Annotated in this window: 16 protein-coding genes; 3 read left to right on the plus strand and 13 right to left on the minus strand. The window is 69.8% G+C overall.

Features of this window, described 5'->3' with window-relative positions:
• The first annotated feature begins 5 nt into the window (after positions 1-5).
• Positions 6-779 carry a hypothetical protein gene (locus AB0J64_RS05205; protein ID WP_364020908.1) on the plus strand — a complete coding sequence of 258 codons (774 nt, stop codon included), beginning with the start codon at positions 6-8 and terminating at the stop codon, positions 777-779.
• 138 nt (positions 780-917) lie between these two features.
• Here AB0J64_RS05205 and AB0J64_RS05210 read toward each other — a convergent pair whose 3' ends face one another.
• Entirely contained in the window at positions 918-1,289 is a 372-nt protein-coding gene (locus AB0J64_RS05210) for a DUF4267 domain-containing protein (RefSeq protein ID WP_364020910.1), read from the minus strand.
• Positions 1,290-1,383: 94 nt separating this feature from the next.
• Between AB0J64_RS05210 and AB0J64_RS05215 the strand changes: the two genes are divergently transcribed.
• Positions 1,384-1,956 (plus strand): TetR family transcriptional regulator, encoded by a 573-nt coding sequence (locus AB0J64_RS05215; RefSeq protein WP_364020913.1) that lies wholly within the window; start codon positions 1,384-1,386, stop codon positions 1,954-1,956.
• Positions 1,957-2,149: 193 nt separating this feature from the next.
• On the opposite strand, the gene AB0J64_RS05220 is transcribed toward AB0J64_RS05215, so the two are convergent.
• Positions 2,150-2,413: a hypothetical protein gene (locus AB0J64_RS05220; protein WP_364020917.1), complete on the minus strand. Its 264-nt coding sequence runs from the start codon at positions 2,411-2,413 to the stop codon at positions 2,150-2,152.
• A 40-nt stretch (positions 2,414-2,453) separates the two neighbouring features.
• Here AB0J64_RS05220 and AB0J64_RS05225 point away from each other — a divergent pair, with 40 nt between their 5' ends.
• On the plus strand, positions 2,454-4,016 hold the full coding sequence (locus AB0J64_RS05225) for an ATP-binding protein (RefSeq protein ID WP_364020920.1): 1,563 nt from the start codon (positions 2,454-2,456) through the stop codon (positions 4,014-4,016).
• A 243-nt stretch (positions 4,017-4,259) separates the two neighbouring features.
• Here AB0J64_RS05225 and AB0J64_RS05230 read toward each other — a convergent pair whose 3' ends face one another.
• The 11 genes from AB0J64_RS05230 to AB0J64_RS05280 form a co-directional block, all read right to left on the minus strand.
• Positions 4,260-4,514, minus strand: coding sequence for a type II toxin-antitoxin system Phd/YefM family antitoxin (locus tag AB0J64_RS05230; RefSeq protein WP_364020923.1), 255 nt, complete (start codon positions 4,512-4,514; stop codon positions 4,260-4,262).
• A 251-nt stretch (positions 4,515-4,765) separates the two neighbouring features.
• Positions 4,766-5,719 carry an electron transfer flavoprotein subunit alpha/FixB family protein gene (locus AB0J64_RS05235; protein WP_364020925.1) on the minus strand — a complete coding sequence of 318 codons (954 nt, stop codon included), beginning with the start codon at positions 5,717-5,719 and terminating at the stop codon, positions 4,766-4,768.
• Positions 5,720-5,738: 19 nt separating this feature from the next.
• A complete protein-coding gene (locus tag AB0J64_RS05240) occupies positions 5,739-6,518 on the minus strand; it encodes an electron transfer flavoprotein subunit beta/FixA family protein (RefSeq protein ID WP_364020928.1) in 780 nt (259 codons plus the stop codon).
• Positions 6,519-6,713: 195 nt separating this feature from the next.
• Positions 6,714-7,901, minus strand: a complete 1,188-nt coding sequence (locus AB0J64_RS05245) for a serine/threonine-protein kinase (protein ID WP_364020931.1) — start codon at positions 7,899-7,901, stop codon at positions 6,714-6,716.
• A gap of 36 nt (positions 7,902-7,937) precedes the next feature.
• Complete coding sequence (locus AB0J64_RS05250) at positions 7,938-9,764, minus strand: serine/threonine-protein kinase (protein ID WP_364020934.1); 1,827 nt, start codon at positions 9,762-9,764, stop codon at positions 7,938-7,940.
• A 16-nt stretch (positions 9,765-9,780) separates the two neighbouring features.
• Positions 9,781-11,730, minus strand: coding sequence for a protein kinase (locus AB0J64_RS05255; RefSeq protein WP_364020937.1), 1,950 nt, complete (start codon positions 11,728-11,730; stop codon positions 9,781-9,783).
• Between the two features lie 117 nt (positions 11,731-11,847).
• Positions 11,848-12,360: a YbaK/EbsC family protein gene (locus tag AB0J64_RS05260; protein ID WP_364020940.1), complete on the minus strand. Its 513-nt coding sequence runs from the start codon at positions 12,358-12,360 to the stop codon at positions 11,848-11,850.
• Between the two features lie 62 nt (positions 12,361-12,422).
• Positions 12,423-13,973 (minus strand): flavin monoamine oxidase family protein, encoded by a 1,551-nt coding sequence (locus AB0J64_RS05265; RefSeq protein ID WP_364020943.1) that lies wholly within the window; start codon positions 13,971-13,973, stop codon positions 12,423-12,425.
• 26 nt (positions 13,974-13,999) lie between these two features.
• Positions 14,000-14,842, minus strand: coding sequence for a M55 family metallopeptidase (locus AB0J64_RS05270; protein WP_364020946.1), 843 nt, complete (start codon positions 14,840-14,842; stop codon positions 14,000-14,002).
• Positions 14,843-14,875: 33 nt separating this feature from the next.
• Positions 14,876-16,081, minus strand: a complete 1,206-nt coding sequence (locus AB0J64_RS05275) for a DUF6395 domain-containing protein (protein ID WP_364020949.1) — start codon at positions 16,079-16,081, stop codon at positions 14,876-14,878.
• Complete coding sequence (locus AB0J64_RS05280; RefSeq protein WP_364020952.1) at positions 16,072-16,440, minus strand: hypothetical protein; 369 nt, start codon at positions 16,438-16,440, stop codon at positions 16,072-16,074. Before AB0J64_RS05280 ends, AB0J64_RS05275 begins: the two co-directional genes overlap by 10 nt.
• Between the last annotated feature and the right edge of the window lie 53 nt (positions 16,441-16,493).

A 16,493-nucleotide genomic window follows, 5' to 3' on the forward strand; every position in this document is an offset into this window, starting at 1 on the left:
CCGGGATGAGTGAAGCGTTTCCTCGGCATGTGCTGTGCGTGCTCGGCTCCGGGCTGGGCCTTTCGGAGATGGAACGGATCGCGGCCGGCTTCGGTGGATTCGTCCTCGACCGCGAGTACTCCGAGGCCGAACCCGACCCTCGGATGCCGGAGGCGTTCAAGAGCAGTATGGCGGCGGCCTCGTTCGAGGATACGGACTGGGCCGCGGTGGAGTCCCACGACACCGTCGGCTACCTGCTGTCCGCGCCGATGATGCGAGACTTCGCGTTCGACACCTCCCGGCGGCTGCTGGCGGCGACAGCCGCTCTGTTGCGGTCCGGCGCTGTGGCGGTGAAGAACGAGAGCAGCGGAATCACGCACGGCCGGGACCGCTGGCTCGCGCTTGCCGGCCAAGCAGCCGACGCCACGGACGAGGCCCTGGCAGCCGCGCTCGTCGCCGCCTGGGTGAAGCGGCCGATCTACGACGGTCAGGCGCTCTACAGCTGCGGCATGCATCTGCTCGGCGCGCCCGAGGTGGAGATCGAGGTCGGCGAGGAGCCTCCGACCGAGGACCTGCTGCTTGACCTGGTCGCGCACCTGGACACGCTGGCGATCTACCTACTGACCGATCCCCGCGCGGAGGAGATCGAGGACGGTGCGGGGTTCCGGATGACCGAGGACGCGCCCCGCTGGGTGCTGCGCACCGGCGCCTGCGACCGCTACGACGAGGACGATCTGTTCTTCAACCCGTACGGATCCATCCGGTTGACTCATGCCGAGCACCGGACGCCCGACCAGTGAAGCCGCCGCCCGGTCCGGCGCCCCGGCAAACCGGCGGCCGATCACCTCGGCCTCGGCGGAGCGGACGATCATGGATTCGGTGAAGCGCGGGCGATGAGGGACATGCGATGAACTCCTTGCGTCGGTGCGTTCTCTGGCTCAGACCAGGAAGAGCAGGACGGCGCTGACCAGGATCGCCACGGCGGTGGCGAAGTGGACGCCGAAGGCGACCGCCTTGGCGCCGCCGTTGCGCAGGACGATGACGGTGTCCATGAGCGGGATGATCGCGACCACGAGCATGAACCACGCCTCGGCGCGTGCCCCCACGAAGAACAGCAGGGCCAGGCCCACCAGGCCGTAGGGCGCGTCACGCGATCCCTTGATCGTCAGGTAGGCGGCGTCCCCGTCGTCCTTGGCCGGGACGCCGTAGCCGGCCGCGGCGGCGCGGGGCCGCACGAAGAACTGGGCGCCGATGAAGAGGAAGAGCAGGTCGAGCACGACGGCGAGCCCGTAGGCGATGGGGGACAGCATGGCGATCTCCGTTCAGGATTTCTAGCACCGCTAGGAACAAGAACGACGCTATCAGACCATGGACAGGAACGCTAGCGGTGCTAGAGTCGAGAGCATGTCGATACAGGCGCGCCGAGAGCGCGAGCGTGCGGAACGTGAGCGACTGATCATCGAGGCGGCCCGGGAACTCGCCGAGGCCGAGGGCTGGGAGGCGGTGACGACCCGCCGCCTTGCCGAGCGGGTGGAGTACAGCCAGCCGGTGCTCTACAGCCACTTCAAGGGCAAGGACGCCATCATGGCGGCGGTCGCGGTCGAGGGCTGCGCCGACCTCGCCGCCGACATGCGCGCCGCCCGCCTCGCGGCCGGCGGCCCCAAAGAGGCCCTGGCCGCCATCGCCGACGCGTACACGTCGTTCGCGGAGCGGCGGCCGGCGCTGTACGACGCCATCTTCAGCCAGCGCGTGGACCTGCCGTTCGCGACCCCGGAGGCGCCGGCCGCCCTGCAGGCCGCCTTCGGCGAGCTGCTGGAAGCCGTGCGGCCCATAGCGGGCGACGACGACCTTGGTCTGCTGACGGAGACGTTGTGGAGCGGCCTGCACGGGCTGCTGACGCTCATGCGGGACGGCAGACTGCCGCGCGAGGCCCACGCCCGCCGCGTCGCCATCCTCCTGGACCGCTTCGCCCGCTGAGCCCAAGCCCACCAGACCGGACACCGGAACGCCGGGGGCCGCACCTCACCAGACCGGACACCGGAACGCCGGAGGCCGCACCTCACCAGGCCTCACCTTTCAGCCGCCTTCAGGCCGCACGTCTCGGCCGCGCATCTCACGCCGGACGAGCATCGCCCGCCGTGACCCCGCCCGCACGGCTCCGACCTGGGGGTCAGCGATCGGCCGACAGATCCCCAACCGCGTCGGCGTAGTAGGCCGATTCGGCCAGGTGGAACGCGATCTGCCGAAATGTCCAGCCCGCACCGGGCGACCGGTCGAGCTGGTCCGGGGTGAGCGCGGTCAGTCGGCCGGCCCAGATCCGGCTGAGCCGCGTGAGCCGGCTCCTGGCCTCGTCCAGGTCCTGGTCAGTGAAGGGCGCCAGATCGGCAGGAGTCGTGCTCAGCGGCCACCGAGCCGCGCGTGGCTCGTGAGCCAAGTCGATCGAATCTGTGACCGAATGGTGTCACACTGTGACGGTGACCAAAGTCAGGTACTTCAACACCACCGGACCGTGCGACCCCCGGCTCCACTACGTGTTGCCGTCGCAGCCCCGGTTGCCGGAGGCGCGCGAGTTGATCGACATGGATCGCTTCTTCGTGCTCCATGCTCCGCGTCAGTCGGGCAAGACGACCATGCTGCATTCCCTGGAGCATGAGCTCACCAAGGAAGGCGCCGCCGTGGCGGTGACGATCTCCTGCGAGGAGGCCTCCGTGGCGGGCGACGACTACGAAGCCGCGGAGTCGATTCTGCTGGACGAGCTCCGGCGGACCACCGACTCGGCGCCCACCCCCTGGCCTGAGGCCCCTCCAGGTAAACGGCTGGGCGCCGCTCTCGAGGCGTGGGCAGCCCAATGCGATCTTCCGCTCGTGTTGCTCATCGACGAGATCGACGCGCTGTACGGCGAGAGCCTGATCGCGGTCCTGCGGCAACTACGCCGCGGCCACAACAATCGCCCCAGAGGTGTTCCGTTCCCCAACTCCGTGGTGTTGTGCGGACTGAGGGACGTGCGAGACTACAAGATCGCCTCAGGTGGCGACCCCTCCCGGCTCGGCGCGATCAGCCCCTTCAACATAGCGGTCAGGTCGCTTCGCCTGGGCGACTTCACCCTGGAGGACGTCAGGGAGTTGTACGGCCAGCACACCGCCGAGACCGGACAGGAGTTCACCAAGGAAGCCCTCGCTGCGGCCTTCGACTTCACCCGCGGACAACCCTGGCTGGTCAACGCCCTGGCTTGGGAGATCACCTTTGAGATGCGGATCCCTCCAGAGGAACCGATCACCGCCGGGCACATGGAGCAGGCCAAGGAGCGACTCATCCGCGCCCGCGCCACCCACCTGGATTCTCTTGTCGCCAAGCTGCACGAACCCCGGGTCAAGCGAGTGCTCGAACCGGTGCTCGCGGGCACGCCGACCGACCACGACGAAACCTTCGAGGACGACTGCTCCTACGTGCGTGATCTTGGCCTGGTGGCCCGGGGGCGCGTGCTCGAAATCGCCAACCCCATCTACCGCGAGGTCATCCTGCGCGTGCTGGGCAGCCGTACGGAAGCCATCATCTGGGACGATTCGCGGTCTTTCATCCTCCCCGACGGCCGTCTGGACCTGCTCAAGCTGTTGCGCGAGTTCACCGCCTTCTGGAAGCAGCACGGCGAGACGCTGGTCCGTGGCACCAACTATCACGAGGCCGCGTGCCAGATCATCCTCATGGCCTACCTGCACCGGATCGTCAACGGAGGTGGCTTCCTCGACAGGGAGTACGCGGCGGGCACCGGGCGGCTGGATGTCTACCTGCGCTGGCCGTACGGCGAGCGGCAGGTGCAGCGGGAGGCCATGGAGCTCAAGGTGTGGCGGCCTGATCAGCGGGATCCGGTGGACGAAGGGCTTGCGCAGCTCGACCGCTATCTGGACCGGCTGGATCTCGACACCGGCTACCTGGTGATCTTCGATCGCCGTTCTGAGGCGTCTCCGATGGAGGAGCGCGTCCGCTTCGATCAGGACCAGACCCCGGCAGGGCGGCAGGTCACCGTTCTGCGGGCGTGAAGGTGTCGGTCCTAGGCCAGGACGGATTCGGCGCCCAGGGCGACCTCCATGGAGTCGGCGGAGATGGTGCGGGGACGACGCCGGCCACCTGGGCTGCCACACGCGCCTGAGGCACGCCGAGCCTGAGCTCGCCAAGCGTCACCACCGAGACGCCCCACTCATGGTCCGCGAACCGGTCGGCATCGAAGAGCTCTGCTTCCAGTCCGATGAAGACCGAAGTGGCATTCAATGCGCGCTTGCGCTCTACCCCGGGAGATCTTCCGTCGTCTCGGTGAGCGTCTGCCGCAGTTCGCCGGCAAGGCCGGTGGTGTCGGCTCCGAGACAGCTCAGCTCGGCACCGACTTCGACTGCGGAGATCCATTGGTGGCGATGAGGAAGCGAGACGATCTTCGCAACCGGTCGATTGCCTCTGAGAGCTTCGATTTCCTCGCCGGATTCAACGCGCCGTAGCACCTCAGCGGTGTTGTCGCACGGCTCTCGGGCAGGGATGGCGGTCATGCCACGAGTGCTCCAGGCGTTGAAATACGACGCCGTAACCGGCCGACGAATTGGCGAAGCGGTCTTCAGGCGGAGGTTCGGGGGGCCGCGCCCCCCGATGTCACAGACCGAGCCCCGAGGCGCCCCCCATCGCGAGGACCGCGCTTTTGAGCTGGGGGTTCGGGGGGCCGTGCCCCCCGATGTCACAGCCTGAGCTCTGTGCGCGAAGCGCTCTCCGGCGAAGGCCATGCGTTTCCCCCGAGGCCCCGCGCCTACTTGCGCTTGTTGACCTCTTCGGTGAGCTGCGGCACCACCTGGTTCAGGTCGCCCACCACGCCATAGTCGGCCAGTTCGAAGATCGGCGCCTCCGGGTCCTTGTTGATCGCCACGATCGTCTTGGCGGTCTGCATTCCAGCCCGGTGCTGGATGGCCCCCGAGATGCCGGCCGCGATGTACAGCTGCGGCGACACGGTCTTGCCCGTCTGGCCCACCTGGAACTGGTGCGGATACCAGCCGGCGTCCGTGGCGGCGCGCGAGGCGCCGACGGCGGCGCCGAGCGAGTCGGCCAGCTGCTCGATGATCGAGAAGTTCTCGGCCGAGCCCACGCCGCGGCCGCCGGAGACCACGATCGCGGCCTCCGTCAGCTCGGGGCGGGCGCCCTTCTCCTGCTTGACGCGCTCGACGATGCGGGCTGCCTTGGCGGCGTCGGACAGCGTGACCGACACCTCCTCCTCGGTCCCGGCCCCGGCCGCGGGCTCGGGGGCGGTCGAGTTGGGGCGTACGGCCACGATCGGCGTGCCCTTGCTCACCTTGGACTGCACGTTGATGCCGCCGCCGAAGATGGACTGGTCGGCCACGAAGCCCTCGCCCAGGCCCACCGCGTCGGTGATGACCCCGGAGTCGGTCTTGATGGCCAGGCGCCCGGCGATCTCCTTGCCCTCGGGCGTGGCGGCCACGAGCACGGCGGCCGGCGACTTGTCGGCCACGAGCTGGGCGAGCAGCTCGGCCTTGGGCGCGACCACGTACTCCACGATGTCGCTCGACGGAGCGACGTAGATCTTGTCAGCGCCGTACTCGGCCAGCCTGGCCTTGGCCTCCGACGTGATGCCGGGGCCGGCCCAGACGGCGGCGGGGGTGCCGAGCGAGCGGGCGAGGGTCAGCAACTCGAGCGTGACCTTCTTGACCTCGCCTTCGACCTGCTCGACGAGAACGAGAATCTCCGACATTTCAGTAACTCTCCCGCTCTCAGATGAACTTCTTGGACGCGAGGAATTCGGCGGCCTTCGCGCCACCGTCGCCCTCGTCCTTGACGATCGTGCCGGCCGCGCGCGGCGGGGCCGCGGCGAAGTCGACGACGGAGGACCAGGCGGCGGTCAGGCCCACCTGGGCGGCGTCGATGGACGCGTCGCCGATGGCCAGCGTCTCGACCGGCTTCTTCTTGGCCGCCATGATGCCCTTGAACGACGGGTAACGCGGCTCGTTGATCTTCTCGACCACGGAGACGACGGCCGGGAGCGTGGCCTCGACCTTGTCGAAGCCGTAGTCGGTGATGCGCTGGACGGTGATCGAGGTGCCGTCGACGTCGACCTTGTTGACCAGCGTGAGCTGCGGCGTGCCGAGGCGCTCGGCCAGCATCGCGGCCAGCACGCCGGTGCGCGCGTCGGTGGACTCGGAGCCCAGGATGACCAGGTCGAACCCGATCTTCTTGAGCACCTGCGCCATCGCGTACGAGGTGGACAGCGCGTCGGACCCGTGGAGCGCGTCGTCGCTGAGGTGGACGGCCTTGTCGGCCCCCATGGCCAGCGCCTTGCGGATGGTCTCGGTGGCCTTGCCTGGACCCATGGTGAGCACGGTCACCTCACCCTCGTGGGCCTCCTTGAGCCGCAGCGCTTCTTCGACCGCGTACTCGTCAAGCTCGTTCACCACGCCGTCGGCGGCGTCTCGGTCGAGCGTCTTGTCATCGGACCGCAGCTTGCGCTCGGTCGCAGTGTCGGGGACCTGCTTCACGCAGACGACGATGTTCATGGCCGGCGGCCGACCTCCCGTGTTCGCGTGCGCCACCGCCTCGCTGCGATGGACGCCGAATGCAATGCTGTCCAGACTGCCAGGTGCCCGACGGGCCCCCGACAGAGGGTGTCTTCAGTTTTCCGCGAGTCATGTTACCCGTGGGTAGCTTAACCGCAAACCTACAGCTACCCACTATACAGAACTTTGTTCGGTCTAGGCGGACAGCAGGAAGACGATCCCCACCACCAGCGCCGTGCCCGCGAACAGAGCCAGCGTGAACGTGCTGAACAGCGCCGCCAGCCCGAAACACAGCCCCACGGCCCCCGCCACGCCGGCCAGATCCGCGATCATCCGGCTGCGCCGGTAGGGGCTGCGCGAGAACAGCGCCACTCCGGCGTCGGCCACCACGGCCAGCGCGTACGCCGCCAGCAGGAACAGCGCCACCTCGGGCAGCGGCTCCCTCGCGGCGGCGGCCAGCAGCGACACGAACAGCCCCGAGCCGATCAGCCAGCGCCTGCGTACCTTCTCCCGGTGCCTGGCCCTCGACTCCTCGACCGACCTGCGAGGCCGCTCCTTGCCCGGCCGCCACTCCCTGGTGGCCAGGTGGTCGGCGGCGCGCGCCCGGACATGCGGGACAGGTGCGGCACCGAGCCTGGCACAGAGCTGCGCGGCCGTCGGCCGCGCGGACGGGTCGGTGGCCAGGCACTCACGTAACAGCGCCGCCAGCCACTCGGGAACGTCCTCCAGGTCAGGCTGGTGATGCACCACCCGGTACGCGACCGCGGAGGCGGGCCCCTGCCCGTACGGCTGCCGCCCCGTCGCCGCGTAGGCCAGCGTCGCCCCGAAGGAGAACACGTCGGCCTCGGGCCCCGCGCTCTTGCCCTCCAGCACCTCAGGGGCCAGATAGCCGGGCGTGCCCACCACCGCGCCGGAGGCCGTGACCGACAGCGAGTCGAACGCGCTGGCGATGCCGAAGTCGATGACGACGGGCGCGCCCTCCGCGATCATCACGTTGGCCGGTTTGAGATCGCGGTGCACCACCCCGGCCTCGTGCATGGCGAGCAGCGCGTCGGCCAGGCCGGAGGCGAGGGTGCGCAGGTCCGCGACGGGCACGGGCACGGCGCTGAGCGGGCGGCCCTGGACGTAGCGGGTCACAAGGTACGGTCGGGTGCCCTCCAGCGAGGCGTCGAGCACCTCCGCCACGTGCGGCCCGCCGACCCGACGCATGGTCTCAACCTCGCGTGCCAGCCGGGCCAGCGCCCCACCGTCGGCGGCGACGTGAGGATGGAGCACCTTGACCGCGACCGTACGGCCCTCGGGGTCGAGCGCGAGGTGCACCTCGCCGAACCCTCCTGCCCCGAGCCGGGAAAGGAGCTCATATGGGCCGAGGCGCTCACTCATACCCTCATCTCTCCCCCCGAGAGCCCGCGGGGACACTCAGGACCAGGGAGTCAGGAACCCCAGCCCGAGGTCGCTGAGCAGGCTCTCGATCATCCCGGTGATCAGCCCGATGGTGCTCTGCTTGGCGTCGCTCGCCAGGTCGTCGATCACCGACTCCGGCGCCCGCCACGGGTACCACACCGCGTCCTGCCCCAGCGCGAACATCACCGCGAACAGCGCCGCCGTGCTCACCAGCACGACCGCGACCAGCGCGGCGCCGGGGCTGCGCAGCACGCCGGTGAGCGTGCGGGTGACGGCCTTGCGCGGCGCACCGCCGCCCGGCAGCACGAACAGGCCTGCCGCGAACGCGCCCGCCGCGAACGAGGCCGCCTCGTTGACGCTCATCTTGCCCGCCCAGTAGAGCGCGCCCCAGACGCACATGCCGAACAGCAGTGCCAGCGGCACGTGCACGGCCGTCACGAGCGCGGACTTCACCAGCGCCCAGGGAGTGCCGACCACCGCCAGCAGCGGATCGGCCGAGCTGTTCCCGCGCATCTGGCGCCGCTTGACCAGGTCGCCGAAGAGGTATTCGCCCAGGCGCAGCACCAGGGCGAGCGCGACGGCGACCACGCCGACCATGACCGGCATCATGACGGTCAGCGCCACCAGCGTGACCAGCAGGAGCAGGCCGACGACCTGGCTGCCGAACAGGTACTTCTTCCGCTCGGCCGGCGGCTGGTACTGGGGCGGCGGCGTATAGGGCCTGGCCTGCGACGGCGCCGTGGGCTGCGGCGCCGGGTAGCCGGCGACCCGCTGGTCGGTGCGCGGCACCGGCGGCCTGGCCGCGACCGGCGCGGGCACGTAGGGCGGCGGCCTCTCCTCCCGGTAGGGGGGCGGCCTCTCCTCCTTGTACGGCCTGTCCTCCTTGTACGAGGGCGGCCTGTCCTCCTTGTGCGGGGCCGGCGCCGCCCTGCCGTACTCGACCGGCGGCAGCAGGTCGGAGAAGGTGTCCATGGTCCGCGTGCGGTCGGCCATGCGCTTGGTGCCCGTCGGCCCCTCGAAGGAGGCCTCGTGGAACGTGGTCACCGACGGATCGAGCGCCCTGGCCATCCGCAGCAGCTCCTGCGCGCTGGGCCGTCCCGCCGGGTCCACCTGCAGCGCCCTGCTCAGCCAGCCGCGCAGCCACGCGGGCGACTTGTCGAGCTGGGCCCGCCCTTCCATGATGTTGAAGCAGACCGCCTCGAACGTCCCCGTGCCGAACGGCGGCGCCCCCGTCGCGGCGAAGAACACCGTCGAGGCCAGCGCGTGCACGTCGGCCGCCTGGGTGATGTCGGAGTCACGGATGATCTCGGGCGCCAGATAGCCGGGCGTGCCCACGAACATGCCGGTCTGCGTCAGCCTGGTGGCGTTCACCAGGTGGGCGATGCCGAAGTCGATGACCAGCGGATCGCCGTTGACCAGCATGACGTTGGACGGCTTGAAGTCGCGGTGGATCACGTCGGCCGCGTGGATGGCCACCAGCGCCTGGCAGAGCCCCTGGGCGAGCCTGATGAGCTCGCGTGCCTCCAGGGGCCCCTCCGACAGGACGGTGTCCTCCAGCGTGCGTCCCGGCGCGAAACGGGTCACCACGTACGGCTGGCCGCCCACGAGCTCGGCGTCGATGACCTCGGCGACGTGCGGGCTGCGTACCCGGCGCATGGTCTCGACCTCGCGGGTCAGCCGGTCGCGGGCCTTGAGGTCGGCGGCCACGTGCGGGTGGAGGACCTTGATGGCTACCTCGCGGCCCTCGCCGTCGAGGCCGAGGTGGACGACCCCCATGCCACCTTCGCCGATCTTCCTGACCAGCCGGTACGGGCCGAGGCGTTCTGATGCCTGGGTGTTCATCGCCACCTTCCCCGCGTCATCCCCCGGAGCTCCCCCTTAGGCTTTCCAGCTGCTTCACCACTGTTTTGACGTTCACCGGAGTCCATGTGGCCCCCCTTGATGGCTCTTCCCCGAACGTGCCGGCAGCGAGGATCAGCGAGAGCGCGGCACCCGCCGCGAGGACTCCTGCTGTCACCATCGCCGCTGTTCTCGAGGGTACGAGCGATGAGAGCGTCCTGCGCATCTGTTTGCCAGGACCCTCCACTCCCGGACCCGCGCACACGGTCCACAGCGCGACCGCGGCGCCCCAGGCCAGGGCATTGGACGGGTCCATTCTGGCCACCACGGTGAGCAGCAGGGTCACCGGCAGGCCGAGGATGAGCGCGTAGAGCACCAGCGCCAGCGTGATGCCCACCGACTTGGCCAGCGCCTGCGGATAGGCGAACACCTTGACCAGGTCGGCGGCCGCCGGCCCGGCGCCCCTGCGGGCGGAGAGCTGGGGCTGGGCCAGATCGGCCGCGCGCAGCAGGATCGCGATCGGGATCGCCAGGACCGCGACGAGCACGGGCACGAACACCGCGGCCACGATCATCAGGACGAGCAGCATCGCGCTCGCCACGCCGTACGACCTGGAACGCTGCACCCCGTTGCCCGGGTGGACCGCGGGGACGTACGGCTCGTGCTGCGGGTACTGCGGCGGGATGTACGGGGGCGGCTGGAGCGGGCTCGGCGAGGGCCTCAGCTCGGGGCTCTGGACATTCGGCACCCGCCCGTTCGGCATCGGCCCGTTCGGAACCGGCGTGTGGATCCGGCCGTAGTCGGGCGAGTCGGGGCGCACCCGCCTGGTGGGCACGTCACCCTCACCGGGCGGGGCCGCGACGCCGTGGTTGTTGACCGGCTGCTGCCAGGGCGGGGTCATCCCGTTCTCGCGCTGGATCCGCCGCAGCTCTTCGGGCGTCACCCTGCGGGTGGGCCACGGGTCGGGCTGGTTGGGCAGGAGCGAGACGAACTCCTGCTCCGGCGGCGACGCGGCGGGCCGCTCCTGCGACTCGAGCAGGCTCTTCGGCGTCACCGGCGGCGTGGAGATCTCGTACGACGGCTTGTCCTGCACCGGCGCGAGGTCGGGCACGACCTCCTTGGGGCGCGGGACGGTCAGGATGTCGTCGGGCGAGAACGCCTTGGGCTCGGGCCGGATCCTGGCGGTCTTCTCGGTCAGCTCGGCGGCGCTGGGTCGCTTGTTCGGATTGCGCTGGAACGCCGCCTTGAGCAGCGGCTGCAACGGCGCGGGGACGGCGCTGATGTCGGCCTTGCCCGCGGTGATGTTGTAGAAGATCATCTCCAGCGTGCCCTTGCCGAAGGGCGGCGAGCCGGTGGCCGCGAACAGCAGCGTGCCCGCCCACGCGTGGATGTCGACCTCGGGCCCCGCCTCCTGCCCCTCGATGATCTCGGGGGCGAGGTAGCCGGGCGTGCCGATGAACATGCCGGTCTGCGTCAGCCGCGTCGCGTCCACCGCCTGGGCGATGCCGAAGTCGATCAGGACCGGCTGGCCGTCGAGGATCAGCACGTTGCCCGGCTTGAGGTCGCGGTGGATCACGCCCACCGAGTGCACGGAGGCCAGCGCGGACGCCACCCCGTGTGCGACCTTGACCAGCGCGGGCAGGTCGAGGGGCCCGTCGTCCTTGACGATCTCGTCGAGGGGACGGCCGGGCACGTAGCGGGTGACGATGTACGGGCGATGACCGGTGACGTCGGCGTCGAGCACCTCGGCGATGTATTCGCTCCGCACCCGCCGCATCGTCTCGACCTCGCGCGAAAGCCGCCGCCTGGCGACCTCGTCGCCGGCGACCTCTCCACGCAGGACCTTGACCGCCACCTGCCGCCCCTGGGGGTCGACAGCGAGGTGGACAACGCCCATCCCGCCTTCACCTAGCCGCCTGAGCAGCCGGTAAGGGCCTAGTCGGTCATCGTTCATGGCATGAAGCACCATACCGGCTTAATCCCCGCCCACGAGATGAACCATGAGGCCACATTCCCACTCGTACAACGTCCAGAAAGGCCCCATCGGTTTCCCATCCAACGGTCTCGAATCGGCTTCAGTTTGCTCTCAGCCGGCCAGCGGCAGCACCTCGGCGGTCTTCAGCCCGGCCAGCGCGGCGCCGGAGACGGCCAGCTTCGAGCTGCGCAGGCCACTCCCGATCACCACCCTCGAGTGCTCGGCGACGTGCGTGTCGACGAGGATCGGCCAGTCGCCCGGCAGGCCGAGCGGGGTGATGCCGCCGTACTCCATCCCGGTCAGCTCGACCGCGTCGGCCATCGGCGCGAAGCTCGCCTTGCGGGCCTCGAGGTGCCTGCGCACCACGCCGTTGACGTCCACCCGCATCGTCGCGAGCACCATGCAGGCCACGTAGCGCGTCTCGCCGCCCCGTTTGGCGGCCACGACCACGCAGTTGGCCGACTCGTCGAGTGTCACGCCGTACCGCTCGCAGAACGCCGCCGTGTCGGCCAGCTCGGGGTCGATCTCGGCCACCTCGGCACCCTCTACGTCCGCCACGGCCTGCGCCACCGGATCGGCCAGCAGGTCGGTCCGTTCGGTCGCGGGCACCCAGTGCAGCTCCATCTCATCTCCTCGATCGCTTTCTCCCAGGACCCTAACTCGGGTCTCGGGAGCAGCGTGCGGCGTCACGCGGACTGCAGCACTCGCTGGTGCAGCTGGGTGACGACGCCGCGGGCGGACTCCATGGCCCCCGCCTGCCAGGCGATCAGATGGGTGAGCCAGTCGCCCGCGAAGTAAACCCTTCCGGCGGGGCGTTGCAGAAAAGTGAAGGACGAATCAAAGTCCGGCCAGCGCACCCAGCCGCCCTCGATGTGCTGCTGGCGATGCCAGGCGACGGAGACGCTCGCGAGGAGGTTCTGGCGGTACTTGTCGCCGTGGATCTTCTTGCCCTGGGTGAGCGCTCTGCGCCTTCTGTCCTCGGGGGTGAGGGCTCCGTACAGCTCGGCGTCCTGCTCGGTGTTGTAGTAGCCGACGAGGAGGCCGCGTTCGGAGTGGTAGCCGTAGGACGGGTACCAGATGTGGGTGATGTCCAGGTCGGTCTCGGTGATGCCGCCGTAGATGCGGTCCTCCAACTCCCACCAGCGCCTGCCGTACTCCAGGCCGATCTTGCCGGCGGCCACCGGGATCGGGGTCCTGAGCGCGGTGGTGACCTGCGCGCCGAGGTTGTGCGGGATCTTGGCGAGGAGGTGGGGCGGGAGGGCGGCGATGCAGTAATCGGCCTTGACGCTGCCGCCGTCATAGAGCACCTCCACGCCGTCCTGGAGGTTGGTGATCTTGGTGACTCTGGCGCCGGTCCTGATCCTGTCCCGGCCCACGGCCTCCGTCAGCTTGGTGACGATGGCGTCCATGCCGCCGACGGGCTGGAACATGGGGGTGGCCTGCTCGTAGCCGAAGTCGTTGGTGATGGCCCGGCCGGTGCCCGCGGCGAGGACCTGGTGGAGCGAGCCGGGGGCGTCCAGCGGGGCCCCGACCTCTATTGCCGGAAATTTCGTGAAACCGCGCCGCGTGGAGCCTTCGTACTCGAGCTTGGGACCCAGGTCGCCGAACCTTCTGAGGAACTCGAGCAGTCTTTCCTGGTCGTCTTTGGTGAGGACCTTATTGAGCTTGCCAACATTTGTCGCTTTTGCGAGTAATTCCGCAATATAGCCGTACATATCGGCTCGGGCGGTGCGTGCCCGCATCGTCTGGCCGTTGGTGTGCACGTACGCGGCGGCGTTGTTGTTGATGAAGGTCTCGATGGGGATGCCCAGCTCGCGGCAGTAGTCCAGGGTCACCATCCAGGGGGCGATCCGGCCGGGGCCGGCGTTGAAGTAGACGCCCTCGCCGAACCTCACGTCCTGGGCGGGGCCGTTGAGTTCGGCCAGCCGGTCGCCGCCGCGTAAGGTGAGGTTCCGCCCGCCCGCCCTCTCCCGGGCCTCGAGCAGCGTGCAGTCGTAGCCGGCCTTGCCCAGCTCGTACGCGGCCGTCAGCCCCGCCACCCCGGCGCCGAGGATCACGACCTTGGCCGCCCCTTTGCCGCGCAGGCTGAAATCGCCCGGCCTGGGAGCGACGAACTGCTTGTCCTGCTCGGACGGCGCCAGGCCGAGCGCGCCCATGGCGGCGTACATGGCTCCCGCGCCACCCACCGCCCCGATCCCGACGAGCAACCCCCGCCGGGTCAGCGCCGCCCCTTCCACTTCTCCGCCTCCTCGCTCCCCGGGCCTCAGCCGTACGGGCCGCTGCCGCAGGCGATTTGGCCGCCGATGGTGGCGAAGATGCCGAACAGCGCCATGATCTGGGTGAAGTCGTCGGTCGTGAACTCCGTGTGACGCGACCCCACCGTCTTCACGCCCGGGACGAGCGCCACGGCGGCGGCGATGGCAGTGGAGTTCCACTCCACCCCAAGTGTGTACGGCGCCGGCACCTCGTACGGCGTGAAGTCGGTCAACCGGCCGAGCGCTCGCGCCGTGGCCTCACGAATCCTGGCCTGGGCGACACTGGGCGGCAGCAACTCCGCCGAGAACTTGTCGATCCCCTTCTTCACCGCCACCGTCTCGACGTCGCCCAGCAGCTCGCGCGCCTCCTCGCCGACGGCCTGGTCCCCGGTCACCAGCACGACCGGCACCCCGTGGAACCCGGCGCACGCGGCGACGAGCCGCGTCTCGCCGCACAGGTCGCCGTTGAGGTAGACGTTCTGGATCTCCTTGCCCATCCAGGTGTGGTTCAGGACGCCGTCCGGGACGCCCGCGCGGGCGTGGTAGCCCACGAAGCACGCGGCCTGGAACGACCCGTCGAGCCCCTGAGCCATCCGCTGCGCCTTCCCCGGGCCGCGGATGAGGCTCGCCCTGGGGTCGAGCAGGTCGATCCGCAGGTTCTTCGTGGACCCGTGGGCGTCGTTGACCAGCACACTGGCCGCCCCGGCGTCGAACGCCCCCTCGACGGCGGCGTTGGCGTCGGCGGTCATCAGCTCGCAACCGCGCTCGTAACCGCGCTTGCCGGCGTGCATCTCCTCGGGGTCGGTCAACCCCGTGACGCCCTCCATGTCCACCGACAGATAAACCTTCACGCGTGCTTACTCCTCAACTGCCTCGGGGCTGGGTCAGGAGCCCCATGTCTCCACCTGGCGGACCTGGTCCTGCGTCATCAGCCCCACGTGCTCGCCGACGAACGCCGTCGCCTCGTCGCGCCACTGCGCGGGGATCTCCTCGAGGGCCCGCGGGTAGCAGCGCTCCAGCCAGCTCGTGGACTCCTCCGTGACGTCGAAGTAGTCGAGCGTCCCCGCGAAGAGCGTGTTCTCGATGCCGGGCACGCGCGCCAGCCCGTACTGGATCATCTCCATCCCCCCGTACGGCGGCTTCCTGAGCCACTTCCGGGCGACCGGGCGATCGGCGGTGATGGGCGTGTCGAGCGGGCGGCGCTCGACGGCGGCCTGGATGAGCTCCTTGTACAGGCACTTCCCGCAGGTACGGCAGGGGCCGTCGGTGCCGCGCAGACACCAGCGCACGTAGTCCTTGAGGTCGGAGCTCAGGGCCAGGCGCATCGTGGTCGCCTCGCTCACCCCGCCCACGGGCAGCACGATGTGCACGCCGGCGGCGGCGAACAGCCTGCCCCACCTGCCGTGCGGCGACCACATGGGGTTGTCGGGCGTGTAGCGCCACAGGTAGCGGCCACCGCCGAGCCAGCGCGAGCCGAGCTCGTAGCCGAAGCCCAGGCCGCCGAGGTCCAGCTGGTCGGCCAGCAGCAGCGCGCCCGCCGCGACCGCGTGGTGCTCCGGGTAGCCGGGGCGGGGTTCGGCGAGGGTGAACTCGAGGTCTGAGGTGACCGTGCTCAGCTCGCGACTCGTCTTCGCGGCGAGCTTGGCCAGGACGTCCGACCGGTAGTGGGACCAGCGGTTGGGGACGCGCGGATGGGGCACCCGCCGGAAATGGACGAAGGGCGCCTCGGGGTAGATCGTGGCCGCCGCCACGGAGTCCGCGCCGCCGCTGTACGAGATCGCGAGCCTGCCGCCGGCCGGCCGCGGCTCCGCCCCCACCGGGCCGGCCTCGATGCCCCAGCCGGCGTGCAGCGCCTCCGCCACCTGGGCCGAGACGGCGCGGTCGAAGGAGATGCGCTTCCTGGTCCACGGCGCCACGACCGTCCAGGCGGCGACGGCGAAGAGGTCGGGGTGGGCGTCGTCAGGGACGCCGCCGATGGAGCAGGAGTTGGTGGCGAGCTTGATGGGGTGCTCGTCGGAGGCCTTGCCCGTGATCTCGTCCTCCGCGTCGAGGCGGAAGGTGAGACCCGTGCCGGCCCAGCTCACGCGCACGGCCGCTCCCCTGGTTTCTCAGCGGTACGGCCGGCGCGGAGGTCGTCGATCGCCTGCCAGACCAGGACCTCGTTCTGGAGCACGCCGTCCAGCGCCTTCGCCGTCTCCTGGGCGAGCCGGTGAGCGTCGTCGATCTTCGCCTTGTCGGCCCTGCCGATCACGGGGTCGCTCACCGGCGGGCGGGCGTTCCTGAGGCGCTCGACCTCGCTCTGGAGCGTGGCCATCTCCCGCCGGAGCGTCTGGACCTCCCAGAGCGCGTCCCTGATGTCCTGACGGTGATCGGAAATGGAGATGTAGCGTGAGTCGAACCACGTACGCACGGCCTTCCGGAGCCGCACGGGGACCAGGACGCGCATCATGAAACGTCACCATACTGGCAAACCCGCGCCCGAAAGGACGAGCTAACTGAATG

Source organism: Nonomuraea sp. NPDC049695, from assembly GCF_040674955.1.
GTDB classification, from domain to species: Bacteria; Actinomycetota; Actinomycetes; order Streptosporangiales; family Streptosporangiaceae; genus Nonomuraea; species Nonomuraea helvata.